The sequence below is a fragment of the Haloferax sp. Atlit-10N genome (genome assembly GCF_003586325.1).
In the GTDB taxonomy this organism is placed as follows: domain Archaea; phylum Halobacteriota; class Halobacteria; order Halobacteriales; family Haloferacaceae; genus Haloferax; species Haloferax prahovense.
On sequence record NZ_PSYX01000012.1, the window covers coordinates 1 to 22518 of the forward strand.

At 55.6% G+C, this 22518-nt stretch carries 23 protein-coding genes and 6 pseudogenes; 18 read left to right on the top strand and 11 right to left on the bottom strand.

The genetic code is table 11. From position 1 onward, the window contains the following. The 3 genes and pseudogenes from C5B91_RS23120 to C5B91_RS19830 all read right to left on the bottom strand — a co-directional run. Positions 1-135: pseudogene (locus C5B91_RS23120) on the bottom strand (arsenic resistance protein); the annotation flags it as partial. A 49-nt stretch (positions 136-184) separates the two neighbouring features. Continuing rightward, positions 185-1009: pseudogene (locus tag C5B91_RS23125) on the bottom strand (transglutaminaseTgpA domain-containing protein); the annotation flags it as partial. Between the two features lie 751 nt (positions 1010-1760). Continuing rightward, positions 1761-2708 (bottom strand): cation diffusion facilitator family transporter, encoded by a 948-nt coding sequence (locus C5B91_RS19830; RefSeq protein ID WP_119712940.1) that lies wholly within the window; start codon positions 2706-2708, stop codon positions 1761-1763. A 172-nt stretch (positions 2709-2880) separates the two neighbouring features. Here C5B91_RS19830 and C5B91_RS19835 point away from each other — a divergent pair, with 172 nt between their 5' ends. Beyond that, on the top strand, positions 2881-3501 hold the full coding sequence (locus tag C5B91_RS19835; protein ID WP_119712941.1) for a DUF420 domain-containing protein: 621 nt from the start codon (positions 2881-2883) through the stop codon (positions 3499-3501). An 89-nt stretch (positions 3502-3590) separates the two neighbouring features. Next, the gene (locus tag C5B91_RS19840) at positions 3591-4088 is read left to right on the top strand and encodes an isoprenylcysteine carboxylmethyltransferase family protein (RefSeq protein WP_119712942.1); all 498 of its coding nucleotides are present in this window, start codon (positions 3591-3593) and stop codon (positions 4086-4088) included. A 26-nt stretch (positions 4089-4114) separates the two neighbouring features. Here C5B91_RS19840 and C5B91_RS19845 read toward each other — a convergent pair whose 3' ends face one another. Then, positions 4115-4642, bottom strand: coding sequence for a GNAT family N-acetyltransferase (locus C5B91_RS19845; RefSeq protein WP_119712943.1), 528 nt, complete (start codon positions 4640-4642; stop codon positions 4115-4117). Between the two features lie 160 nt (positions 4643-4802). Here C5B91_RS19845 and C5B91_RS19850 point away from each other — a divergent pair. The 3 genes and pseudogenes from C5B91_RS19850 (at position 4803) to C5B91_RS19860 (ending at position 7277) form a co-directional block, all read left to right on the top strand. Further along, positions 4803-5816: pseudogene (locus C5B91_RS19850) on the top strand (DUF63 family protein). Between the two features lie 204 nt (positions 5817-6020). Beyond that, positions 6021-6320: a hypothetical protein gene (locus C5B91_RS19855; RefSeq protein WP_199708867.1), complete on the top strand. Its 300-nt coding sequence runs from the start codon at positions 6021-6023 to the stop codon at positions 6318-6320. Between the two features lie 90 nt (positions 6321-6410). Continuing rightward, entirely contained in the window at positions 6411-7277 is an 867-nt protein-coding gene (locus C5B91_RS19860; protein WP_119712945.1) for a sulfurtransferase, read from the top strand. A gap of 73 nt (positions 7278-7350) precedes the next feature. Here C5B91_RS19860 and C5B91_RS19865 read toward each other — a convergent pair whose 3' ends face one another. Beyond that, positions 7351-8031, bottom strand: coding sequence for an SDR family oxidoreductase (locus C5B91_RS19865; RefSeq protein WP_220619662.1), 681 nt, complete (start codon positions 8029-8031; stop codon positions 7351-7353). 245 nt (positions 8032-8276) lie between these two features. Between C5B91_RS19865 and C5B91_RS19870 the strand changes: the two genes are divergently transcribed. Next, positions 8277-10034, top strand: coding sequence for a Na(+)/H(+) antiporter subunit D (locus C5B91_RS19870; protein ID WP_119712947.1), 1758 nt, complete (start codon positions 8277-8279; stop codon positions 10032-10034). Positions 10035-10425: 391 nt separating this feature from the next. On the opposite strand, the gene C5B91_RS19875 is transcribed toward C5B91_RS19870, so the two are convergent. Continuing rightward, complete coding sequence (locus tag C5B91_RS19875) at positions 10426-11112, bottom strand: hypothetical protein (protein ID WP_119712948.1); 687 nt, start codon at positions 11110-11112, stop codon at positions 10426-10428. Between the two features lie 100 nt (positions 11113-11212). Here C5B91_RS19875 and C5B91_RS19880 point away from each other — a divergent pair, with 100 nt between their 5' ends. The 4 genes from C5B91_RS19880 (at position 11213) to C5B91_RS19895 (ending at position 13876) form a co-directional block, all read left to right on the top strand. Continuing rightward, complete coding sequence (locus C5B91_RS19880) at positions 11213-11617, top strand: CopG family ribbon-helix-helix protein (protein ID WP_119712949.1); 405 nt, start codon at positions 11213-11215, stop codon at positions 11615-11617. A gap of 99 nt (positions 11618-11716) precedes the next feature. Next, on the top strand, positions 11717-12121 hold the full coding sequence (locus C5B91_RS19885; protein WP_119712950.1) for a hypothetical protein: 405 nt from the start codon (positions 11717-11719) through the stop codon (positions 12119-12121). A 24-nt stretch (positions 12122-12145) separates the two neighbouring features. After that, on the top strand, positions 12146-12334 hold the full coding sequence (locus C5B91_RS19890) for a hypothetical protein (RefSeq protein WP_119712951.1): 189 nt from the start codon (positions 12146-12148) through the stop codon (positions 12332-12334). A gap of 618 nt (positions 12335-12952) precedes the next feature. Further along, positions 12953-13876, top strand: a complete 924-nt coding sequence (locus C5B91_RS19895; protein ID WP_158589923.1) for a metal-dependent hydrolase — start codon at positions 12953-12955, stop codon at positions 13874-13876. A gap of 708 nt (positions 13877-14584) precedes the next feature. Here C5B91_RS19895 and C5B91_RS19900 read toward each other — a convergent pair. Beyond that, positions 14585-15793 carry a DUF418 domain-containing protein gene (locus C5B91_RS19900; protein WP_119712953.1) on the bottom strand — a complete coding sequence of 403 codons (1209 nt, stop codon included), beginning with the start codon at positions 15791-15793 and terminating at the stop codon, positions 14585-14587. A gap of 315 nt (positions 15794-16108) precedes the next feature. Here C5B91_RS19900 and C5B91_RS19905 point away from each other — a divergent pair, with 315 nt between their 5' ends. Further along, entirely contained in the window at positions 16109-16414 is a 306-nt protein-coding gene (locus C5B91_RS19905; RefSeq protein WP_119712954.1) for a helix-turn-helix transcriptional regulator, read from the top strand. Positions 16415-17332: 918 nt separating this feature from the next. Here C5B91_RS19905 and C5B91_RS19915 read toward each other — a convergent pair. Further along, entirely contained in the window at positions 17333-17530 is a 198-nt protein-coding gene (locus C5B91_RS19915) for a hypothetical protein (RefSeq protein WP_119712956.1), read from the bottom strand. Between the two features lie 415 nt (positions 17531-17945). On the opposite strand from C5B91_RS19915, the gene C5B91_RS19920 reads away from it, so the two are divergent. Then, complete coding sequence (locus C5B91_RS19920; protein ID WP_147374893.1) at positions 17946-18455, top strand: hypothetical protein; 510 nt, start codon at positions 17946-17948, stop codon at positions 18453-18455. A 240-nt stretch (positions 18456-18695) separates the two neighbouring features. Here C5B91_RS19920 and C5B91_RS22745 read toward each other — a convergent pair. Then, a pseudogene (locus C5B91_RS22745) lies at positions 18696-18878 on the bottom strand (site-specific integrase); the annotation flags it as partial. A 16-nt stretch (positions 18879-18894) separates the two neighbouring features. On the opposite strand from C5B91_RS22745, the pseudogene C5B91_RS22750 reads away from it, so the two are divergent. Next, positions 18895-19041, top strand: a pseudogene (locus C5B91_RS22750) (transposase); the annotation flags it as partial. 132 nt (positions 19042-19173) lie between these two features. Here C5B91_RS22750 and C5B91_RS19930 read toward each other — a convergent pair. After that, positions 19174-19473 (bottom strand): hypothetical protein, encoded by a 300-nt coding sequence (locus tag C5B91_RS19930; protein WP_119712958.1) that lies wholly within the window; start codon positions 19471-19473, stop codon positions 19174-19176. Then, positions 19470-19769, bottom strand: a complete 300-nt coding sequence (locus C5B91_RS22005) for a hypothetical protein (protein ID WP_147374894.1) — start codon at positions 19767-19769, stop codon at positions 19470-19472. The genes C5B91_RS19930 and C5B91_RS22005 overlap by 4 nt, the downstream gene beginning before the upstream one ends. Before the next feature lie 666 nt (positions 19770-20435). On the opposite strand from C5B91_RS22005, the pseudogene C5B91_RS22755 reads away from it, so the two are divergent. The 5 genes and pseudogenes from C5B91_RS22755 to nuoK form a co-directional block, all read left to right on the top strand. Continuing rightward, positions 20436-20783: pseudogene (locus C5B91_RS22755) on the top strand (plastocyanin/azurin family copper-binding protein); the annotation flags it as partial. A gap of 72 nt (positions 20784-20855) precedes the next feature. Next, the gene (locus C5B91_RS22760; protein ID WP_233547765.1) at positions 20856-21074 is read left to right on the top strand and encodes a hypothetical protein; all 219 of its coding nucleotides are present in this window, start codon (positions 20856-20858) and stop codon (positions 21072-21074) included. A gap of 84 nt (positions 21075-21158) precedes the next feature. Then, positions 21159-21722 (top strand): TATA-box-binding protein, encoded by a 564-nt coding sequence (locus C5B91_RS19940; protein ID WP_119712960.1) that lies wholly within the window; start codon positions 21159-21161, stop codon positions 21720-21722. Between the two features lie 64 nt (positions 21723-21786). Then, positions 21787-22077, top strand: coding sequence for an NADH-quinone oxidoreductase subunit J (locus C5B91_RS19945; RefSeq protein ID WP_119712961.1), 291 nt, complete (start codon positions 21787-21789; stop codon positions 22075-22077). Positions 22078-22206: 129 nt separating this feature from the next. Beyond that, entirely contained in the window at positions 22207-22509 is a 303-nt protein-coding gene (gene nuoK, locus C5B91_RS19950) for an NADH-quinone oxidoreductase subunit NuoK (protein ID WP_119712962.1), read from the top strand. The last annotated feature ends 9 nt before the right edge of the window (positions 22510-22518 follow it).

Genomic DNA, 22518 nt, shown 5'->3' on the forward strand with positions numbered 1-22518 from the left:
CTGCCACGCTTCACCACGGTCCGATCGATCTGCCCAGAGTTCGGTCGCCCACGCGAGTGCCAACGGCAGTGCGATGATCACAACGAACGCCTCGATGAACGGGCCGGCCTCGATGAACTCGGCCACCGAGTGTCCGAAGCATGGTCGCCATAGCAGTCGCGTAATAGACGCAATAGCCTCGTTCCATCTCGAAAATGAATCTGTCTGCGATATTGCCGTCGGGGCGTGTGATGTCCAGCGAGTACTGCTTGTTTCGTTCCAGCCACTGCTCGATTGCAGCTGCCTTGTCGAACCACGTGTCAGCATCGGCCGTGAGTTCGGCGGAGAGGCGGCCGACACGTTCGGGCGTACTGGTCGGCAGTTGGAGGTAGCGATTTCGAATGGGATCAGGGATGTCTTCGTCCGCGTTTCGGAGCTGGGACGTTGTCCACTGCGGACGTTCACTGGTAACCGAATAGGCCTCTCCGTCCGAAAGAGATCGCGTCGGTTGGAGCCCCCCGAGATCGGTCACGCGCGTCCGTTGGGCAATGTCAGTTCCGACGCGGACGGGTTTCCACGCGGCTGGCATCGTGTTGACCGCTGCAGCCGCTTCGAAGGTTTGTTCGAGCGTTTGGGTCTCGCCGGGTGGTGTAGGCAAAGGTCCGGAATACGTCGTCGTCTCGCCAGAGCGTACCCAACTCCCACCGGTGAAGCGATCGTACGCAGCGACGTGCCAGAACGCCGGTCTATCAGCTGTGACGGTGAACCGAACCTCCGGTGATAGAGAGATACCTCCCAGAATGCCCACCCGGTCGGGAGCGTTGATGAGACTCCCCTCGAGGGTCGGTGTCTGCGACGAACCAGATAATCCTGAAACAGGAGAATCGGATGGAGAGGTCGTCAGTCGAGCAGTCACTGGTAAAGCGAGACGTGACACCACGATCACGGCTGTGAGTACGAGCCCGATCTCCCGTATCTGTGGCCACGACGCTCCCGCGCGATCGAGCGAACCGAACCCGAGGACGCCCATCGCACCCGCCACTCCAACAAGTGTGAGCGCCTCACTCGCATCGCCCGTGAGCACAAAGAACAGCAGTGTGAGACCGCCAACCCAAGCAGCCAGATCATATCGATGTCGGACCAATAAATACCACGTCCCGAACACCGGTGCGGGGGCAATTGCAATCGCCCACAGATCCGCTCGGACGATCTGCAACACCGATAGCTCACCCAGGACGAGTACCACCAAATCCGAGAGGAGTCGAAAGGAGAGAAGCGCGACATACGCGTTGGGAATCGCCCAGAGATAGCCACCCAGTCCGAGGACGAACAGGAACACTCCAACTCCGAGACCGATTTTAGCTGGAAGGACACGTGCTGCAATCGTGCCCACGCCGAAGGCACTCGCGACAGCGAGCACGAGCCAGCCCACACCACCGACGACATCGGTGATATGATACAGGGGACTCAAGAACGACCCTATCAACACGAGTCCGGCGAGGAGCGTGAGTCGACGGGCCACACAGACACCGCTTGCGCTTCTTTCTCAGTGCCAGTGACAAGCTCAGCCCAGCGGTCAGTGGAGAATCTCGTGCTCATGAGCGATTTCGTGTTGGCATCGTGTGTAGTGGGCAGAACGGCGACAGCCAGTTGAATCTCTGCTACCCTGTACCAAGGAAACCTCGGCGCATTAATGCCGTGATCGAGAGGCACAAAAGCGGACTTCACGGGAAACAGAACCCGTGGTCGTAGCAGGTTCGTTCCTCACCGGACGATGGCGGCTACCGCTCGGGTTCGATGTAAACTTTCGTGATGCTCGGTTGTCGTTCCATGATCGCATCCTCCATCTCAGTGATTCGGGTGTCCATCTCGACCGTGTCTAGGTTCGGCGTGAAGCTGACGTCGGCAGTGAGAACCGCCTTCTCTGGGCCGAAATACACCGTCCGAAAATCGTCAATATGCTCGACGCCAGCAGTCGATCGGATAATTTCTTGGAGTGGTTGCTCGTCCGCTTCGGGGAGACTCTCGCCCAGCAAGAGCCGCTTGTTCTCCCACGCCAACGCGATCGCAAACCCCATCAGCATGAGCCCGATGAGGAAGGACGCGACAGCATCGAAGATCGGATTTCCAGTCTGTCGTGAGAGGAAGACCCCAAACAGGGCAAGCCCGGCACCGGCCATTGCAATCGTGTCCTCCGTGAACGCGGTGAGCGTCGTTACGTCGCTGGTCTTTTGAAACGCTTCCCAGAGACTTTCCCAGTCATTTTCCTGCATCTGTCGGGTGAGACCAGCGTAGGCCTTCCGGAGCGCGAAGAACTCGAAGAGAATCGCACCTAGCAGGACGCTGTAGTTGACGAACACGGCGTCAAAGCTGATCGTCGTAAACGGTATCGTCGCTGTTCCGGTGCCCGGTGAGTGTGGGTTGATGATCGCCTCGAAGCCCTGTTTGGCCGACTCCCAGCCAGCGATACCGAACAGGAGTACCGATACCAGAAACGAGTAGAAGAACTGCGCTTTCCCGTATCCGAATGGATGGGCTCGATCCGCCGTCCTCTCGCTATACCGGATTCCGACGAGGAGGAATACCTGGTTGCCCGTATCGGAAATGGAGTGATACGTCTCCGACAACATGGCCGGGCTCCCTGTTAGTGTGAACCCGATGAATTTCAAAACCGCAATAGCGGCGTTCGCGACAAGCGCGGCGATGACGACGGATTTACTGCTTGCCATTATCGGGTGGAACCTCCGGAATCCACAAATGCCTGCCGGCTCAAAAGAGGTCTACCCGAATCCGAGACTGCGAACCGCAGTGATAGCCGTTCCTCAATCCTATCTTCTCACCATTCACAAACAGTCAAGAACCCACCGTAAAACCATTCACCCTCCACTGTGATGGACCACCATGGCGATTGCTGAGACCGTTCGGAAGCGCACACGCACCCATCCGCGCGTGGTGACGGCTGTACTGAGTATAATCGGCTACGTGGTCGTCATCGGATCGTTCGTCGGGCTTGTCCCGTTCCCCGAACTGGGGCGTGACACGGTAATCCTGTTCGGTGACCTTATCGCGGTCATCAACACGGCCGCGCTCACCGCGCTCATCACTGGCTGGCTGTTCATCAGGCGCGGTGACGTCCAGAAACACAAGTGGTCGATGCTCACATCGTTCGCGCTTATCCTGCTCTTCCTCGTCGTTTACATCTGGAAGCAGGCCGGCGGGTTTACGAAAGAGTTCGTCGTCAGCCAGGGCCAGTTCCTCGCGGAGTTCGCCACACTCATCACGTATGCGTACTGGGGGATGCTAGCGGTGCATATCCTACTCTCGATTGTCGCCGTCCCGGTGGTGTTGCACGCCGTCGTCCTCGGACTCAGCTATTCCCCGGCCGAACTCGGTGACACCATCCACCCACGCGTCGGGAAGGCAGCCGTCGCGGCGTGGTCCGTGAGCCTCGCGCTGGGCATTGGTACCTACCTGATGTTGAACCACATCTACGGATGGGAAGGGCTTCGCCTCGCCGGATAGGTGGATTCTACTGGTTCGTGAGACACCCCCGGAGTGAAACACACCCCGCGAGCGAATATCCTTAGTGGGTCCGAACGGACATACCCATTATGACCGAACAGCCAGGTTCTGGTCACGAGCCAGAACACGGGAGAGCGGAACCTGGGGAGATCCTCGCACCATCTCCGATGTTAGCTCTCATCGCGTTCGTCGTCGGTATCGGTCTCGATCGAATCGCACATATTGGAACCGTCATCCAGCCATGGAACCTCCCGATCGGTGGGCTGTTGGTCATCGTGGGCGTTGCCCTGTTCGTCGGTGCGATCCTTGCGATGCGACGCATCGAGACGACGCCAGCCCACGACGACGAATCACCGGAACTCCTCACCGAAGGCGTGTTCCGATACAGCCGGAACCCGATATACCTCGGCCAGAGCCTAGCGTACGTCGGAGCAAGCCTGCTTTTCGACACGCTGTGGCCACTGGTGACGCTCGTGCCTCTTCTCTGGTATCTTGACCGAGTCATCGAACGAGAGGAGGCGTATCTCGAAGCAACATTCGGCAATGAGTTCCACCAGTACCACGACAGCGTTCGCCGGTGGCTCTGAGGCTGGTAGTCGAACGATCAGACCTGCTAGTCGGCCCAGTCAGTGAGATCCAGCTGCATAAAAATCGCATCGTCGTGATACTGTTCGGGGAGTCGCGTCTCCGGGTATGGCCCCGTGCGCTCGAAGCCGAGCGAGTCGTACAGCGCGTGCGCTGCATCGCTCCACGGCGGCGTGGTAAGAGCGAGAGTCCCGTAGCCACGTCCGGCGGCCACATCAACGACGGTCTCTGTGAGGGCCTGTCCGAGTCCATGACCTCGGTGAGCGGGCCGAACGTACAGCCGCTTGAGTTCGGCCTTGTCGTCGGCCACGCCGTAGAAGAGGACACACCCGGCCGGGGTATCTCCTCGAAAGGCGAGCCAGCCGAGACAAGCCATCGCGGGATCAAGTACGTCCCGAAGGTCGGAGTCGACGCGCGCGTCGGCGTCGTAGGACACCCTTGTCTCGCGGCCGACCACCGTCTCCATCCACCTGTGATACTCGGCCAAGAGCCCTTCGAGAAGGGATCGGTGAGCGTCCACGTCGACGCGTACAACCGATGTTGCTGGCTCGCTCATATCGATAGGACTCAGGGGACAGACTTGAGAACATGGGGTCTCGAACGTCACCGACCAAGCATCCGAAAAGAATAGGAGGAGCGAGTCGGTATCAAGAGTACGAGGGTCAGAGTGTCACATCTCACATCTCCCTGCTGCAGGACGTGAAAATTGGAAATCCATGACATCATCAGTATCGAATCACATAGAGGCCCGGCTACCACCGACGGGCACGGTTTCGTGGTGGCTCCTGTATCTGCTCGCGCCGGTTAGCCTCGTCGGCCTCGGTCTCGCACTGGTCCCCGAACTCGTCTACGACCGATACATCTGGCAGTACCTCTGGGGGCCGGTCGTTGCGGACGGCGCCGGCGAACCGGTGACTCACGAGGGGATTCGTGCAGTCAAGGGCTACAACCCGGTGAACACGATTACTTACGTGACGATCATGCTGTACGCGCTCCCAGGCGTGCGGGAGTTCTTCACTGCGTTCGATATCGACCTCGACGTCGGTCTCGCATACGGACTCGCCCCGATACTCGTTGCCGGAGGGGTGATGCGCGCACTTGAAGATGCGGAGCTATTGTTCCGGCCACTCAACTTGCTGTTCATCACCCCACCGATCTACTTCACCGTCGCTGCGATCACCACCGCCGCACTCCTTATCGGGGTTCTTCTCCGTCAGCACTTCGACAGCGAACACGCCGTTCCACTCGCGTGTGGAACCGTCGGGACCGTCTGGTCGATTGCCGGGGTCGTGGTCGCCCTCTCGTTCGGTCTCGGGTCGGGACGACCCTTCCGCCCACTCGTTCCGGTAGCGACCGTCGGGATCGCCGCGCTCTTCGTCGCCGGGTTCTATCTTACAGGTGACCGCTTGGACCGTCGCTACCTCCAGCACCCACTAACGCTACTGCTCGTGTTCGGCTAGATGCTCGACGCCGCCCAGAACCTGCTCGGCGTCACCTTCTTCGGATACACGCCGAAGCTGTTCATCACCCAAGTCGTCTACGAGGCGACCAACTTCTCCGGATCGACGTTCCTGCTCAAGTTCGCAGCGGTCGCGCTGATCGTTTGGACCATCGGCTCCGGAGACGAGGACCTCACGTCCCGCTGGAGCTGGATCATCCTCTTCGTTGCGACCGCTGTCGGGCTCCCGCAGGGTGTCCGTGGAATGCTGCGGGTAACTATGGGGGTGTGAGATTCTGGATACGGTACCGGCCGATGGACCGCCCGAAAATGGTGTGAAGAGAACCGGAGGAATCGATGGTGGACTGGCACTTGTGGGAGCCTTGGCCGCCTTTGACCGAAACAACTGTTGCGTGACGAAACGAACTTGGACAGTGTTTCACACGCATATAGCTGTGAAAACCTTGACTCAGAGGAAGATGGTGCCCGAAACGAAATGGCTTCCATCCCACCATTTAGGAGGGACACTATTCAACTACTGCATAACACAAGAGAGATGATATCAATAGACATTACCAGCAAGCGGCGCTTAGCATTCGTTCTGTTCGGAGCGTTCATCCTCACGGGGTTGATCGACAATACGTTGACCAAGATGGGTTACGAAATGCTCGCAACCGGTGTCTGGATACTCGGATATGGACAGATCGTCTTGATCATCTGGTACGTTTGGATACGGCCGTTAGATCTGTCGGGGCCCGAAACAACCGAGGTCGCTGACCCGGAGGACCCCGAGTAATGTCCGCACCGAATCGGTGAGGATGACACTTGGTGAAGAGGGGATCATTCCGGTAAAGGTATTACAGATGCGTGGAAACGATCCTCGTGTATGAGCGAGAGCGATTATGCTAAGGACGTACTCGTCTCGGCCGACTGGGTCGAGGAGCATCTTGATGAGTTCCAGAGTGACGACCCCGAGTATCGTCTCGTAGAGGTCGACGTGGACACGGAGGCATACGACGAGGCGCACGCACCCGGCGCAATCGGCTTCAACTGGGAGACCCAACTGCAGGACCAGACCCAGCGAGACATCCTCACGAAGGACGACTTCGAGGACCTGATGGGCAGCCACGGCATCACCGATGACTCGACGGTCGTGCTCTACGGTGACAACTCCAACTGGTTCGCCGCCTACACGTACTGGCAGTTCAAATACTACGGCCACGACGACGTGAAGCTCATGGACGGCGGGCGCGACTACTGGCTCGACAACGACTATCCGACGACCGACGACGTCCCAGAATCCTCCGCCGTCGAGTACAACGCGTCCGGCCCCCGCGAGTCCATCCGCGCCTACCGTGAGGACGTCGAGAACGCCATCGACCGCGGTCTCCCACTCGTCGACGTCCGCTCGCCCGAGGAGTTCTCCGGCGAGATCCTCGCACCCCCGGGACTGCAAGAGACCGCTCAGCGCGGCGGCCACATCCCCGGCGCACAGAACATCTCGTGGGCAGCAGTCACCAACGACGACGGCACGTTCAAAAGCCATGGCGAGATCGAGGAACTGTATGCCAAGGAGGGCATCGACGGCGAGGGGACGACTATCGCCTACTGCCGCATCGGCGAGCGCTCTTCAGTCGCATGGTTCGCGCTCCACGAACTGCTCGGCTACGAAGACACCATCAACTACGACGGCTCCTGGACCGAGTGGGGCAACCTCGTCGGGGCGCCTGTCGAGAAAGGCGAAGCGGATTAGTCTCCGATATTCGCACGTAGGGCGACCGTTGAGGCACGTTTGATCTCTTTTCGTGGTTCTATCGATGTGAGAACTACCACTCGACATCGAGCTCACGATCGCGGAACAGCGGGTTTCTGACGACCTCGAAGGTTCGATCTGTTGCCTCTGGCGTATCGAGAGCTGCGACCATCAACCGTGCCACATCCCGGCAGGAGACGATTCCCCACAAGCCGGTACCCGCGTCGGCAACTTGCACGTCTCCAGTGGCCCAGTTCCCTACAAGGACACCTGGACGGAAAATCGTATACTCGAGTTCGGATTTCCGAATCGCACGCTCGGCCCCCGTCTTCGCCTTGATAACGGGACGGATGAACACCCGGAACGCGCGGGCCATGATACTCCCGCGGTCCTCGTCGACTCCCAGGGACGATTCCATGACGAACGTCTTGACGTCGGCATCAACCGATGCGTCGACGAGGTTGACGTTCCCACGACCGTCGACGAACTCGTCCGCGAAGAGTACCTTGGATGGATGCGTACCGACAGCAGTCAGCACAGCATCGACGTTTTCAACGGCCTGCGTTATGTCGTCCCGATTCAGGAGATTACCGACGACAACTTCGTCGGCGCCCAAGCGACGTAACCGTTCGACTTTCTCCCGAGAACGTGTGAGTGCCCGCACAGTGATGTCAGTTTCCGCCAAGATAGTCAGTACTTCTCGACCAGTATCGCCGCTCGCCCCAGCCAGAAGGACAGCATCGTGTTCGCTCATTGTCCGATCCATACGCGGGGGGAGCCTAAGTCTTTCAACCATCCCAACGAATTTCCCCCTCGAACGTCATTTGTCCCCTAAGACCGTCTGTATGTGGTGCGAATGGAAATCTAAAGATGGCGAGATCCTAACAAAAATCGCAATCCGATGAATTGTCCGATACCAGTCCGGGAAGTTCTCTGTAGCGCCTTATTCGGGATATTTATAAATGATCCACAACCAGATTATTGCAGAGGCACTGACTAATGTCAATACCACCGATTCCTCCATTTGTACCAATATTATTGGTTGCAATCCTTTTACCATTCCTCTCCCGCAGGGTAGGTCACGCACTTGGTATAGTGGTGACTGCCGCCGTTGTACCATATGTGTGGCTACTCCCAGAAGGAGTGCTCATCTCAGGGAATCTATTCGGCTTTTCGACTATTTTCCTCTATGTCGACTCATTCTCGCGATTAATGGGCAGTATCTTTGTATTTATTGGCTCAATCGGTGTCATCTATTCATACGCGAGCGATGCCGATACCGTTCAGACAGCATTCGCCCTCTCTTACGTTGGAACAAGTATCGGGGCGGTCTTCGCGGGTGATTGGCTGACACTCGTTTTCTTTGTCGAGTTAATGGCTATCGGGAGTACGTTGCTTGTCTGGCATTACGGTGGTCGGGCCGTCCGAGCTGGTTTCCGGTATGCACTCTGGCACGGGATCGGTGGGACTCTGTTATTGGCAGCGATCGTCTGGCAGTACGTCACCGTCGATTCAGTTCTATTTAGTGCTGCTGATGGGATCGTCGGAACTGTCCCTCAAGTATTGGCCGTGGTGGGTGCTGGCGTCATGGTCGGATTCATTGGCCTGCATACGTGGCTCCCCGATACATACCCCAGACCCCATATCGCTGCGAGCGTTTTTCTCTCTGTCTACACGACCAAAACGGGAGTTTATATAATGTTCCGGATTTTGCCAGATGGACAACTCGCAGTTGCCTATATGGGTGGCGGAATGGCAGTCTTCGGCGCACTCATGGCCCTGATGCAGAGTGATATGCGTCGACTCCTCTCCTATCATATCCAATCGCAGGTTGGCTACATGATTGCAGGGATCGGGATTGGAACAACACTCGCTACTGCTGGTGCGTTCGGCCACGTATTCAACCATATCCTCTATAAGAGTCTCTTATTCATGACCGTTGGCGTCGTAATTTTTCGAACTGGTGAAAAAAGTCTGAAACACGTCGGCGGGCTCGCCAGGAAAATGCCCGTAACGGCCCTGGCGTTTTCCATAGCGGCGCTCTCAATCGCAGGATTCCCGGGTTTTAACGGGTTTGTCAGCAAAGGAATGGTCTTAGCAGCTGCCGATTACGAGGAATTAGAGGTGCTCTGGTGGTTGCTGATCCTTGGCGGTGTGGGAACATTCCTTTCGTTCATTAAATTGGGCTACCATGTCTTCTTTCACGGCGACTACGACGGCGAGATTCGCGACGCAACCACCGGACAGAAAATTGCAATGGGAATTGTCGCAGGGTTGTGTGTAATATTTGGAATTGTCCCCAGTGCATTGTTCAGTATCATCCCAGCCGGTTCGGAAATCAAGTACGAAACCTTCACACTGGGTCACATTGGCGAAGGAGTCGTACTCGCGATAGCCGGCATTATTGGCTTCACTATCTTGCACCGTCCCCTCCAACGAGTCGGCCGTGTTCCGGATGTCGACGACATCTATAATCCTGCAGTCTTCTATGGAACCCGGGCGATGGTGAAAGGAGTCACAGAATCCTTTGCTCGCGTCGATCGCCTCGTAGTGCATCTCACCACACGGACTCAGTGGCTCCTTGACAATCCCGAAAGAGGAATCCGACGCATAAGAGCTGTTGTAGAACGATCAAAAGGAGCCGAATATCCGGATGAAACCCCGAAACCCGGCACGCTCAGAGCAGGTATCGGCCAATCAATTGCCCTTATCGTAGCAGTCCTCGCGCTGATGTTATTCGTATTGCTTTTCAGTTAATTGATGGCAACCGCCATTTCAACAGCTCGGTCAACGAGCGCCAGAATCAATGTTAGAGGTTTAAGTCATGTTACAAGATGAATTCAGACCAAGGTCGCCAACAATCCGAATCGAAGCCTTGAGTCCGATACTCAACGCTCACCTCCGGTGATGGCCACCGTGACTAATCGGCAGCCACCGATAAACCAACAGGGAATAACAAAGTACATTCTTCCAGTATTGATGGCGATCTGTCTTGTGATTCGCTGCTCTGGGCCCTCTTCGAGAACTTGGGTGTGGACCGGTCTATGCACCGCTCAGCCATAACCACATTTCGGTGAACTATATCAACAATATCTGACAGAAGAGCGACCGAAGTATAGAATAGAAAACAATATGTCCCCAATCCGGTTCAGAGGAACTGTATAAGGCCAGCCGCATCTAACAAGAACACGCCACCGATCACCCACAGGATGAGCGCACTCAGTATGGGCAGGTATTCGTCAATATTCTCGACCCGCTCGTGTACCCGGTTGTACGCAAACACCGTCAAGAGCACCATTGTCGATATCGAGACCGTGACCGAGACGCCATACACGAACACGAGAGTGAGACAGTCGCCAGCACCCGCACAGAAACTCAGGAGCGCAAGTTGTTCTTCGTGGGCGAACCCAACGAGGAACGCGAAACCCGCAAATCCGAGCAATCCGTTATTCTCGCCAACCTGAAACGCAGACAAGGCGCTCTGAGAGACATCGACGGCATCCCCATCAAACGCGAATCCCTGATCGTGGTCGTGTCCATGAGTGTACAGTCGATAGCCGAGGTAGAGCAACAATGCACCCGCACCGCCACGAATGAGAGTGGTGAACGACGAGAGATCGATCTGCGTGCTCACGAGAATAAACACGAGGACCAGCGCACTCGAGGCGAGGATGTGGGCAATCGAGAGGAGCAGGCCACCGGCCAGTCCCGTGAGCCACTTCCGACACTGATTGAGCGCGTAGACGCCGGCGACCGGCCAGGCGTGTCCCGGCTCGAGCCCGTGAAAGAGACCCATCGCCACCACACCGACGAGCACGCCCGATCCAACTGCCATTACTCGATTGAAGGAGAGAAAGGCAAAAGACGGTTGTTATGTCCGGAATGGGGAGACCGTAATAACGAGGTCTTTCAATGACGCAGTCTCACGTACTGCTATGCGGACGAGTTTGAACATCCCATCGGAGGTCCTCGAGACGTTCGACGAAACATGGCAAGACGAGGGGTTAGAGTCGCGGTCACGGGCAGTCAGAGAAGCCCTCCAAGAATACGTCGAACGCCATCGGCAGTTTGAGGAACTGGCAGGTGACGTCACGGCAGCCCTCGCGTTTGATTACGAACACACGCTTGTCATCGGTGACCTGCATACGGTCCAGCACGAGTTTCAGGACGTAATTGAGACGACCCATCACACCCACGGTGAGTGGTGCCTGGAAACGATTTTCTGTTGCGGCCCAGCGGATCGGATCCGTGAACTGGTCTATAGACTTCGCGACTTTGACGCCGTCGGGCGAGTCAACGTCATGTTCCTCCAACCAACAGCAGAAAACAATGGCAATTAATATGCTAAGGCTACGAAGGACTCTGTATAGATCAGCCTGAGAATATGCCCTCGTTTCACCACCAACGGATGGAAATCCAGTCTGACGGATGAATCATCAATGAGTGACGAACGCGATCCCAGCGTACAGCACACAGGGACAAGCCCATGGCCGCTCTTCGTTGCACTCGGCTTAGCGCTTTCCGAGGTCGGTGTCGTCCTCGGACTTCGCCCCGTGTCTGTCGCGGGACTACTGCTGTTCGTCGGGTCGGTTGCCGGAATCCTAACGGACGCAGGGTACGTTTCTCGACCTGAACGGACAGCTGGCGTGCAAGGGTTTGCACTTATCGGCATCGGGATTATATTGGTACTACAGAACCAGACCGGGACGACGGTTCGGGGACAGTCAATCATCATCGCCGGCGTCCTCAGTCTGTTCGGTGCACTCCTCTGGATAGTATTTCTCTGGAGACGTACCCGAGAGACGGCGTTAACGACCGAATTATCGGAAGAGACATCTGATTGAGCCCACAACACGGAGTAGATACGTATGGAATTCACCACTCGCACAACTGCGATCGTGTTCATCGTCCTGCTCGCCGCCCTCATTGGCGGGACTGCGATGAGTCCGATGAGTACGAGTACAGTCGCGATAGTCAGCATCGGACTCTTTGTGTTCGGCGTACTGTCGCTAGCCATCGGCGTCAAACACGGTGAGTACCGAACGAGTCACCACTAGTAGTACTCCTTCGGAATAATACAATTCGCACTGACGCTCGTCGCGGCGATCCTAATTCCCTGATTCGCTGATCACGCCTTGGCAGTTGCGCGCTACAAAAAGCTCGTTAATGTCGTCTGATCGGGTGGTTACGGGTTTGGGCGAACGCGAAGAAACAGACTTCGTCGCCGCCGATTCCGCTGGCACCACGAAAGAGTATTCAAACTGTAAAGTCCGGAACACTCTTACCCCGCGTGTTGGTTTGCGTGTGGTTGCGACGTGAATGCCGCCCACAACATCCTCTCTCGTTGATTCACCGGGGTGGAGGACGATTCATCATCCTAAATCAACGCCTGTAGAGACTGGACCCCCTGAAGACACCGTTGTGCCTGCAAAGCCCATCATCGATACAGGAGGCTCCTCCACAGGAAGGCCACAAGCCCGAGCAGGATGGTGTAGTTCACAGCATCGAATTGGTTCACGGTTTCGACGGGCCGGTGTAGTCACCCTGGCAGACTGGACCGTGAGAACGAAACCCAGGGGCACCTTGGGGCCACTTGCTCTTACTGTGAGACCACTCCGCTTGCGATGAGCTTAAGAGTGCTAATTTAATATGCATCATAGATGTTTCTGGGGCACGTGACACTGGCATTTGCGATCGTTGTCTTCGGCGCCACTCTCTATGAGGTTCCCCGCGAGCGGGCACTGGCCCTGGGTATCGCCGCAGGTCTATTCGCGCTCGTCCCTGACGCAGACATCGTCTATGCGTTCACGGGGTTCTTGCGCGTCAACCAGCTCAGTGCATCCGCCGCTGCATCCGCGTTCTGGGCCGCCAGTACTGTCGTACATCGATCGATTACCCACTCACTGTTAGTGGCTGTCTCGGCAGCGAGCGGGCTTGGTCTATTCGTGGTCGAGCGCCGTTCAGTACGGGTCTCTAGCATCGCTGTTCTCGCTCTCCTCGTTAGTGCGATTTTCCTAGTGAGTGGCCCGCTTGGTGTTCTCGTCACCGTCGCGTTCTTGCTCGTGGGGGGTCTTGTTGTCATCCTTTCGACGGCGCACCTCGATCTCGATGCCCATGAAATCGGCGCAGTCGCCCTCATCGGCTTCATATCGCACCCGTTCGGCGATCTGTTGACCGGCGAACCACCGGCGTTTCTCTATCCACTTGGAAGGACGCTTCTTGATGCACGACCGGAACCGTTCGCCGACGCCACCCTCAATCTTCTGGCGGCATTTGGCCTCGAGCTCGTCACTATCTGGGCGGGACTACTTGCCTTTCTCTGGCTCACAGAGCGACGAATCTGGACGCACATTCGACCGCGTGCCGTCGTCGGTGGCGTGTATGCACTGGCCGCGTTGGTCATCCAACCGCCCACACTTGACAGCTCGTACCTGTTCGTGTTCTCTGTCATCGCTGTTGGCTCAGTCGGCGTTCACCCGCGGACAGTCATCGACCGCTCCCACGAAAACGTGGTCACAATGGCTGTCACCGGCCTGACCGCAGTAACGGTTGCCGGTGCCGGATACGCGATTACCTACGCCCTCACTGGAGCTATCTAGGGATGCTACGTCTCTGATATGCACAAATGGCGCGGTAAATAGTTGCATTGCCTGCCAAAAGAGAGACCAGCTAGCCGATGGACACAAAGCCGTCGTCGATGTCGCGGTAAGCCGATATTCCAAGTGAGTGGTAAATGGGTCTGAACGACTACGACTCGCCTGAGATAGCAAAGTGAATGTTTTTCGTGCGCGACCCCTCGGCGAACCGGCGTGCGACCGTCCGACAGCATCCGCGACTAGCTCTCGTAACCACTGCCGTCGCGTCATCCATATCCGAGATAGTACCTCCGACGGCCATCTGTGGTCGGTTAAGACCTTATCTCCGAGCTGGAAGCTTGAACGGCTCGTTTATTCAGGGTGAGGCGTGATCTCTCTAGTTGGCGTGCCTCACGACGCACCAGTTAGGAAGATTCGGTGGTAGATGGCCGAGAGCAAGGGCGAGGTCAGTAAGCACTGGCCAAGTGACACAATCGCACTATACGGTTTCTGAAAATAAGCTCATCACGACTGCGGCGTTTGTCGGGTTGGTTTCTTAATCGAAGACCAATGTTGTTCTCAGTAAGTATGTTCAACTCGGAGGTGAGCGCCGCGGCTCTGCTCCAGCACGAAAATGGCTCGTGGATTGTTCTAGAACGGTAGTAACCGTATCTGGTTGGTGAATGTATCTCCGAAGATTTCCCGAATTGACCTGATATCAGAGACCGACTGTCACCCGCGTGATTTCCGAATCGGCTGCAGTTCCTTGTATGTCAGAACCCGCCAGACCCACTCGACTGGACCGAATCGGAAATACCGTAGCCAGAACACGGATAGCGGGATCTGCACGGCCCAGATGGAGACCACGACCCCGAGCAGTTCTATTCGGCTCAGCTGACCGAACAGACCGAGCCCGTGTCCGTAAAATATCGACGTCGCCAACACTGTTTGCAGCAGATAGTTGCTGAACGCTGTTCGACCGACTGCGACGAGTGACTTGGTCACTACTCCCTCAGGCCGGCGCCGGCAGTACAACATCACACCCCCAATGTACGCACCCGCGAGGAACAGACTCCCCCAGTAGTTGAACTGTCGCCAGAACAGCGCGGCCTCGACAGCCCAATCCTGGGAAGAGATATACAGGACGCCGGTCAGTATCAGCGACATCCCAATCACAGACCCTACTCCAACTAGTTTGAAATAGAACCGGGAGTCCCGCTCATTCGACAGGACGCCACGACGGAACAGCGCCATCCCGAATAGCATCAGTCCACTCGTCCGCCAGACGCTGTAGGAGAGAAATCCAACCGTCTGGCGCCGAAATGCCGTCGGAATTCGATGCTCCATCTGCGTGAGCCAGCCTCCGAGGTACGTCTCGATCTCGCGCTGGATCGCAGCTTCTGGTGGGGTCCACTGCGCGCTGAGTCCGGCTGCACCCGGGGACAACCCCGCCGTGATCTCCAAGACAGAGGGAATCACTAGTAAATAGATCGCGACGCGTGCCTGTCTGGATGGCTGCCAGTGGCGTGTATGGACAATCAAGAGCGCAGATAGCCCGTACGTGACGAGAATATCACCGTACCAGAGTAAGTACGCGTGGGCGAGTCCTATCAGGAGCAGCCAGACAGTTCGCCGGTAGTGAAGCCTGAGAACCGGCTGGTCGGCCTGTTGCTTGCTTTCGGTGAACAACACCACACCAGCACCAAACATAATCGTGAACAACGTTATCAGCTTCTGTTGGGCGAAGATGTAACTCCCGAGCCAGACCGCGTAGTTCACACCTGTGAAGTCCCCGTAGACGGTGGGATTCAAAAGCACCGCCTCGGGCATCGAAAACACCCAGATGTTTATCGGCAGGATACCGAGAAGCGCGAACCCACGCAGAGCGTCAAGACTAACGATCCGCTCGGAGGGTGGCGTCGGGCCAGATTCGGAACTCACGAAGTTCGCATCTGTGTTCGGAATTCGGCGGTATTATAATTGTGATATGAGCGCGAAGGAAAACGTGAATTCACCGATTGTAGGAGCGGAGTCTTCGACGACACACATTACCCGTATTTCGACAGTCTGACCGTGAAGAGAGAAGCCCCGATGACAGTCGGGAGTTGATAATGGGCCGACTGCAAGGGGGTAGGGGGATACTGTCATCGGGACGGCACGCTGTCTCGGTACGTGCCATATGGGCGTTAGAAGTCTCTCGTGATACCGGTTGCGATGTCATAACGACTACAATGGTACAGGCAACAGTGGGAACAGATGGACGACTTAACAGCCTTCCAGCGCGACATACTGTACGTGCTCGCAGGACTCGGTGAACCACACGGCCTCGCAATCAAGGACGAACTGGACGCGTACTACGAGTCGGAGATTAACCACGGACGGTTGTATCCCAATCTCGATGCGCTCGTCGAAGAAGGCTTCATCAAGAAGGGAAAACTCGACGACCGCACGAACAGCTACGCGCTGACATCACTGGCACGACAAACACTTCAGGAACGGCGTACTTGGGAAAACGAATATCTCTCCGATAAGACGAGTGGACTAAACGTACTCATAGAATAATCAGTGACCCTTCGAAGTGGATAGATAATCCAGACTCGTATGAAGACACCAATCCTCGATGATTTCTGTCCCAGCAGTGCAACCGAGGGTGAATGCAGGGCTCGATGAACCTGCTTTCGGACCGTGCCTGTCGGATGACCGATGTCTACAGCCCAGAAATCGACATTACCGAGCACCTGTTAGGGGACTCCCCCCCCGTCGAGATCGCCAAGAGTTCGATTCGAAGCGAGTAACTCCACGACGCTTACCCCGACTGAACCCGCACCATATTCGTTTCTCGGGATTCGGTTGTTCATCTACCGCGAAATCAGGGGCGACAGCTATCGAGAGCTGGCTCAGTATCAGGAACTATCCGAGCCGTTCAAGGTAGAGCACGTCCCGGACGAATCCGCCTGTTCCGGAACGTGGCGCAAACGCTTCGACGGCAGCGTCGGCAGATTCGTCCAGATCACGGCTCACTTCGTCGGCAAAGGGGTCCATAGCCGAACGGATATCGAGATCCTCAGCGGTGGAACTCACCCAGCAAAACGGACGACAAGGCGTATTTTTCACTCACCAGTCCGGCACGTCTTCTTTTGCCACAATCTTCTCAGCACCTTTGTTTCCGCAAGCAGGACATTCCAAGCCGTGATCCTCGAGTTTTTGGTTGCGAACCGGAGCGTTAGCGTTTTTCTCTGAGATTCCAATAGCGCGAACAGACCCGCATTCTCGGCACATCCAAAGATCGTACAGATCTTCGTTGAGGGCGCTTGCAAACACCATATGATAGACAGGCACCTGCTTCTCACTTAGGCTTGTGGTATTTTTCGTAGAAAAGCATCGCATAACTGCTAAAACTCTCAGCAGCACCCTGTCAATCCTAGATTAGCCTCGGGCGCGATCGAACTGTTCGATCGGCATCTAATCACGCCCGACGTGTCAGGATGCGATGGTTATCCAGTAGCGGAAACAGAGATACACGAGTACGAACACGAATGTCACTGCGAACAGCAGCTCGCCCGCCCCCACCGCGGCCGCCAGCGCGATTACGTTGAGCGCGATACCGGCAATGTACAACAGCCGTAATCGACTGTCCGTCAACGGCGATGATTCCGACGTCTCTGTCTTTTCGGTCATCCGAAACTGACTCGTCCGGGTTCGTTCGGCTCAGTCAGCAAAAGCCTTCTCTAATTCGGCTGCTACTCGACCGGGTCGTTACTGTCGATTACCAGGACCACTTCGCCACAGAGAACAACCTTGACATCCTCCCCCGCGTAATCAGAAGGAGGCAAGCTGATCCGCCCCCGGGCATCCGCTTTCCGATCCACTACCTTGGCCTCTGAAAAATCGGCTTACGCTCATCGTAGCAAGACAAGGAGGACATAACATCTGTCCTGCTCTGTGACTACAACAATCAGAAAATTTTAATAAACCTGGGAAAATTATATAAACTCGATATGAGCCGAACAGATGAGTTCGCCCCCGGCCGGTGCTCACCGAAAAAGCGGTAACGACACAGCGGCGATATCTACGTATGGAGCCCGGCACCCGTGTGTTCGACACCGAAGACGACGATCCAGATCCTGCCATTGTGGTGCGCGCCCCTGACGACAAAACCATCGCGGACTGGACCTACGAGAAAGACGGTGAAGAGGTTTCAACAGCAGATGAAAATCCCAACTACCCTGAAGACGCCCAGCTCGTAAACGTCACCTTCGAGGAATATCTTAAACAGAGGTGGCCCGAATGGACGGACGCAGCACCTGCCACCCTCTGGACGAAAGTGCAGGACCGAGAGATCCCCGTCTACGGCTTCCCCGAGAGCCGGTTGGGATATGTCGAACCGCCGGCTACACTCGAATCGGCGATTGCCCAACTCGCCGAATCCGTCGATGCAGTGGAGTGGCGACCCGCCGAGCAGCACCTACACATCGAAACGCTGGGCGAAACCTTCACAATCGCTCCCGATGGGACGGTGTCCGGCGAGGGGAGATACGCCGACCGTCTCGAGGAGATTGTCGCTGACCCGACCGACGAATCGACATACAAATACCAGCCGTGATCAATCGCCACCGGTTGCATCCTCGTACTACATGGACCCCTCCAGAACTGCACCGGACGAACCTCGACTGCTGAGAGAATTCCCCCATCAATCGGGGGAAGTTGGTGTGCGTAGGCCCTGAATCAGCGCTCGGGTTTCCTATTGGAACCCTCATCGAGTGCAACGCCGCAAGTGAGTCGAAGCCGGACAACGTTCGTTCACAGCCATACCACGATCAAGCTTCGTTCGACTTCTGCCAGTTCAATCGATCCCTCGATCAATCACTTCTACCGCCTCGGTTGCGACATCACCGAATTCACCGGTTTCGATCTGCGAGTATTGCTCACGCACCATCTCTCTGGAGTTGTTGAGATACCGAGCAGCAACCGTGTACCCGAACGTTCTAACGAGAGCCTCACCCATCCCGCGTCGCCCGCCGTGGGGGATGGGACGCCGGTCAGAAGTTACGGAGACAGAGCAGTTCTTTCGGGCCGGGATCGTCGCAATTGACAACACCGAAGCTGACCCGTTTAACGGTGATAGAACGGACCACGAAGACGAAATCATCGGTACGATGGAGAACACCGACGAGTACCATACCACCTGGTGTAATTGAGACAGCACCGAAGAGACCCAGCTTCTCGCTCATCGCGGCGCTTTTCGGTCACCTCGTTTAGGCTGCTTGTCGTTAGGAACCCAAACCAACCCGATACGAGCCGGGAATCGAACAAACCGAGAGTCAGGTTCGAAAGAGCGAGTAGAACCACGCTTCAGTATCCGGGTGGAGACCATCTTGAACGCTGTGGACCGCTGCAGCGACCGATACCGCAAAGACCGCGTGAATCAGATGCGTCGGAACCCAGTCAACCAATACTGCACTCGCTCCAACCACTGCAGCACAGAGTGCCCCGAAGCCGATTCTGAAAAAGAACGGGCGCTGAATCACCAATACGACGTCTCGATAGAGGAGCGCGTAGCAAAAGAGCGCAAGTCCACCAGCGACAAATATCGAGAGGAGCGAAAGCAGTAGTACGGTCATCGCAGCTCTCCCCCCGAATATTCAAGTCGGGGATGAATGTATCCGAGTCCGACGATTACTGCTGCTACACCGAGAATAGCCCCTGTTTCAATCGTGGCAAGCAGGCCATGTGAGAGCGACGTGAGCATCCCGAGGTGAGCGAGCCCGAACAGGAGGCCAACGAGTGGGACACCGACGAGTAGTCGACCATATTGTCCCTTGTACTGGTGCCAGATTGCGGGTGTTCTCACCGCGAGATACACAGTACTTACGAGAATTACTCCCGTCGAAACAGCACCGCTTAGCGAGGTGAGCATATGTCTACCTGCTCCAGCTAACTTCAAATCTGTTGCCCCTCATCGACGACTTGCCAGGTCCGGAATCGGTAGTTACTTCAAAACGCCCTGAAGTCCGATATAATGCGTGGAACCGTGAATGTACCATATTTCAGCATCGCGACGCTGGCGTTCCAAGGGAACTGCCGATCGTGAGATCCGTGATCAACAGAGTCGTTTTCCAGAAGGCGAGGTGGAATTGACGTACTCCGTCTTCACCAGAGCGAACTGATGTCAGCCCAACCAGATGGGACTGGGTTTGTTGGCAACGTATTCATATAGGGGAAATCTCTCGGATTGAAGCTTCCATACCAACGGAAACGGGCACTAACAGGCTTGATAAAGGCGGATTGGTGATATTCTTTGTTGTTCCGCTTCTCTCATATCATTCGACTATACCGATTGTCCGATGTCATAGCCGAATAGTCGAAAGAACACGCCCTCTGAGTCTGGGCTTTCCTAACAGAAATCCGAATGAATAGGAAGCACGTATATTGATGTGATAATGTCCACCCACTCTACTGGGGGCCAACCCTGGCCAGAAAAGCCGTTGTTGACGCTACAACGCGTTCTGCGAAAAGGTCGTCTTCTCGAAGCCGCCGCTGGTAGCATAATACTGGGAATTCACCAGAACATCATAATTGAATAATGAATCGTCGAACATTTCTACAAACAGCAGGAGGAGTCGCAGCAGCAAGTACCCTCGCACGACCGACAGCCGCACAAGAAGCAAACACGGTCCAGATCACGATGGACGGTGGGAACTTCTTCATCGATCCGGTTGGTCTATACGTTGAACCCGGTGAAACAGTCACGTGGGAAATTGGTCCGGGGGCCCCACATTCCTCGACGGCCTACGAAGACCGCATCCCAAGCGATGCAGACCCTTGGGACAGCGGGTTACTGCAAGAAGGAGAGACATTCGAACATACGTTCGAGGTCGAGGGGACATATGATTACAACTGCACCGCTCACGTATCATTGGGACAGGTCGGGCGAATCGTCGTCGGAAGTCCCGGTGGACCGGCAACAGAGAGCTCTATCCCGACCAACCCTCCGAGCGGACAGATGCCAGATAGCCAAGCGATCGTCGATCAAGGGTCGATTGCGTACCCGTTTACTGGCACTGCGAGTGGTGGCAGTGGCGAGAGTGGTGGTGGACAACCAGCACCACAGGTGCCGGACAGTGCAAAAACCCTAGGTATCTTAGCGTTCGCCGCGATGGTGAGCACGCTCGGGTTGACTTACGTCTTCATGAAGTACGGTGGTGATTATGGTGTCGAGTAGAACAGTAGCAGGCTTCTGCGAGACTCCTTCACGATCAGCGGTTATGAGCGGGAGTAGTAAGACTATCGTGGCCCTTTGAAAACTATGCCTGAGTCAAAGGAGACCCTCGAAATCCAGAACGTGGTCGCTTCAACCGAATTGGGTCAGGAGCTGAATCTAGAGCCGTTAGCCGACGACCTTCCCACTACAGAGTATCAGCCGGAATCCTTCCCAGGACTTGTCTTTCGCACCCAATCTCCCAAAGCTGCCACACTTATTTTCCGCTCTGGGAAAGCGGTCTGTACTGGCGCAAAAAGTGTTCAAGACGTTAATAACGCGTTAGAATTCGTGTTCAACGAACTACAAACACTCGGGATCGCTATCGATTGTGACCGTGAAATACAGATCCAGAACATTGTTTCGAGTGGGGATTTCAACCATCGACTGAATTTACATGCGGTTGCAATTGGAGTTGGGCTTAAGAATATTGAATATGAGCCGGAGCAGTTTCCTGGTCTCGTGTACCGACTGGAAACACCAGATGTCGTAATATTGCTGTTTGGGAGTGGAAAAGCCGTGGTCACGGGAGCAACCAGTATTGAGCAGGCTGGAACAGCATTCGACATAGTAGAATCGAAGTTACAAGAATTAGACCTATTAGCTAAATAATGATAAACGATGAAATCTACCCAAAACGGTCACGTCAATATAGTCCTCCTAGGGAGATTCATATATGACACAACATCTCGAACTGATCGTGTTCGTGTTCTTCGCGTTAGTCACGCTCGGGAGTGCTCTCGCAATGGTCCTCGTTGAGGATATGTGGCACTCTGCGTTACTAATGGGTGTAACACTTCTAAGTATTGCAGTACATTACGTGATGTTACAGGCTGAGTTTGTCGCTGCGATGCAGGTTCTTGTATATGTCGGCGGTGTACTTATTCTGATCAGCTTCGCTGTGATGCTCACACGGAAGCAATCAACATCTGAATCTCCCTCCCGGGGTGCTAGCAACGATGACTAAGTTGCCCTCTTCCCAAAATGAAGCAGATTCATTCGGACAGAGACGATTCTATGTGGGGATGGTCCAGAATCAGCAGTTGGCCTCCCGTTGGTGGAAGGCAGTCCGGGACATATTGAGAGTGATGTACTAATGATTGCAGTTCAATACTACCTACTACTGTCGGCAGGACTGTTCAGTATCGGGTTGTTCGGGATTTTGACCCGGCGAAACGCGTTAATGTTCTTGATGTCTGTTGAACTAATGCTCAACGCGGCAAACATAAATTTCGTTGCCTTCTCATATCAATGGGGGAATCTCACGGGGCAAACGTTCAGCCTCTTCGTTATGGCCCTCGCTGCTGCGGAGGTCGCCGTCGGACTTGGAATTATTCTTGTCCTGTATCGGACTTTCAAGGATCTCGATGTTACAAAGGCGGCAACTATGCGCTGGTAATATTCAAAA

What these genes read in the sequence shown, in the direction of transcription:
- C5B91_RS19940 (WP_119712960.1), top strand. Translation starts at nt 21,159, where the DNA reads ATGCCTGAGTCAAAGGAGACCCTCGAAATCCAGAACGTGGTCGCTTCA.
- C5B91_RS19870 (WP_119712947.1), top strand. Translation starts at nt 8,277, where the DNA reads ATGTCAATACCACCGATTCCTCCATTTGTACCAATATTATTGGTTGCA.
- C5B91_RS19845 (WP_119712943.1), bottom strand. Translation starts at nt 4,642, where the DNA reads ATGAGCGAGCCAGCAACATCGGTTGTACGCGTCGACGTGGACGCTCAC.
- C5B91_RS19835 (WP_119712941.1), top strand. Translation starts at nt 2,881, where the DNA reads ATGGCGATTGCTGAGACCGTTCGGAAGCGCACACGCACCCATCCGCGC.
- C5B91_RS22005 (WP_147374894.1), bottom strand. Translation starts at nt 19,769, where the DNA reads ATGCTCACCTCGCTAAGCGGTGCTGTTTCGACGGGAGTAATTCTCGTA.
- C5B91_RS22760 (WP_233547765.1), top strand. Translation starts at nt 20,856, where the DNA reads ATGCCAGATAGCCAAGCGATCGTCGATCAAGGGTCGATTGCGTACCCG.
- C5B91_RS19930 (WP_119712958.1), bottom strand. Translation starts at nt 19,473, where the DNA reads ATGACCGTACTACTGCTTTCGCTCCTCTCGATATTTGTCGCTGGTGGA.
- nuoK (WP_119712962.1), top strand. Translation starts at nt 22,207, where the DNA reads ATGATTGCAGTTCAATACTACCTACTACTGTCGGCAGGACTGTTCAGT.
- C5B91_RS19840 (WP_119712942.1), top strand. Translation starts at nt 3,591, where the DNA reads ATGACCGAACAGCCAGGTTCTGGTCACGAGCCAGAACACGGGAGAGCG.
- C5B91_RS19830 (WP_119712940.1), bottom strand. Translation starts at nt 2,708, where the DNA reads ATGGCAAGCAGTAAATCCGTCGTCATCGCCGCGCTTGTCGCGAACGCC.
- C5B91_RS19860 (WP_119712945.1), top strand. Translation starts at nt 6,411, where the DNA reads ATGAGCGAGAGCGATTATGCTAAGGACGTACTCGTCTCGGCCGACTGG.
- C5B91_RS19880 (WP_119712949.1), top strand. Translation starts at nt 11,213, where the DNA reads ATGCGGACGAGTTTGAACATCCCATCGGAGGTCCTCGAGACGTTCGAC.
- C5B91_RS19875 (WP_119712948.1), bottom strand. Translation starts at nt 11,112, where the DNA reads ATGGCAGTTGGATCGGGCGTGCTCGTCGGTGTGGTGGCGATGGGTCTC.
- C5B91_RS19865 (WP_220619662.1), bottom strand. Translation starts at nt 8,031, where the DNA reads ATGAGCGAACACGATGCTGTCCTTCTGGCTGGGGCGAGCGGCGATACT.
- C5B91_RS19945 (WP_119712961.1), top strand. Translation starts at nt 21,787, where the DNA reads ATGACACAACATCTCGAACTGATCGTGTTCGTGTTCTTCGCGTTAGTC.
- C5B91_RS19885 (WP_119712950.1), top strand. Translation starts at nt 11,717, where the DNA reads ATGAGTGACGAACGCGATCCCAGCGTACAGCACACAGGGACAAGCCCA.
- C5B91_RS19915 (WP_119712956.1), bottom strand. Translation starts at nt 17,530, where the DNA reads ATGACCGAAAAGACAGAGACGTCGGAATCATCGCCGTTGACGGACAGT.
- C5B91_RS19855 (WP_199708867.1), top strand. Translation starts at nt 6,021, where the DNA reads ATGGCTTCCATCCCACCATTTAGGAGGGACACTATTCAACTACTGCAT.
- C5B91_RS19890 (WP_119712951.1), top strand. Translation starts at nt 12,146, where the DNA reads ATGGAATTCACCACTCGCACAACTGCGATCGTGTTCATCGTCCTGCTC.
- C5B91_RS19905 (WP_119712954.1), top strand. Translation starts at nt 16,109, where the DNA reads ATGGACGACTTAACAGCCTTCCAGCGCGACATACTGTACGTGCTCGCA.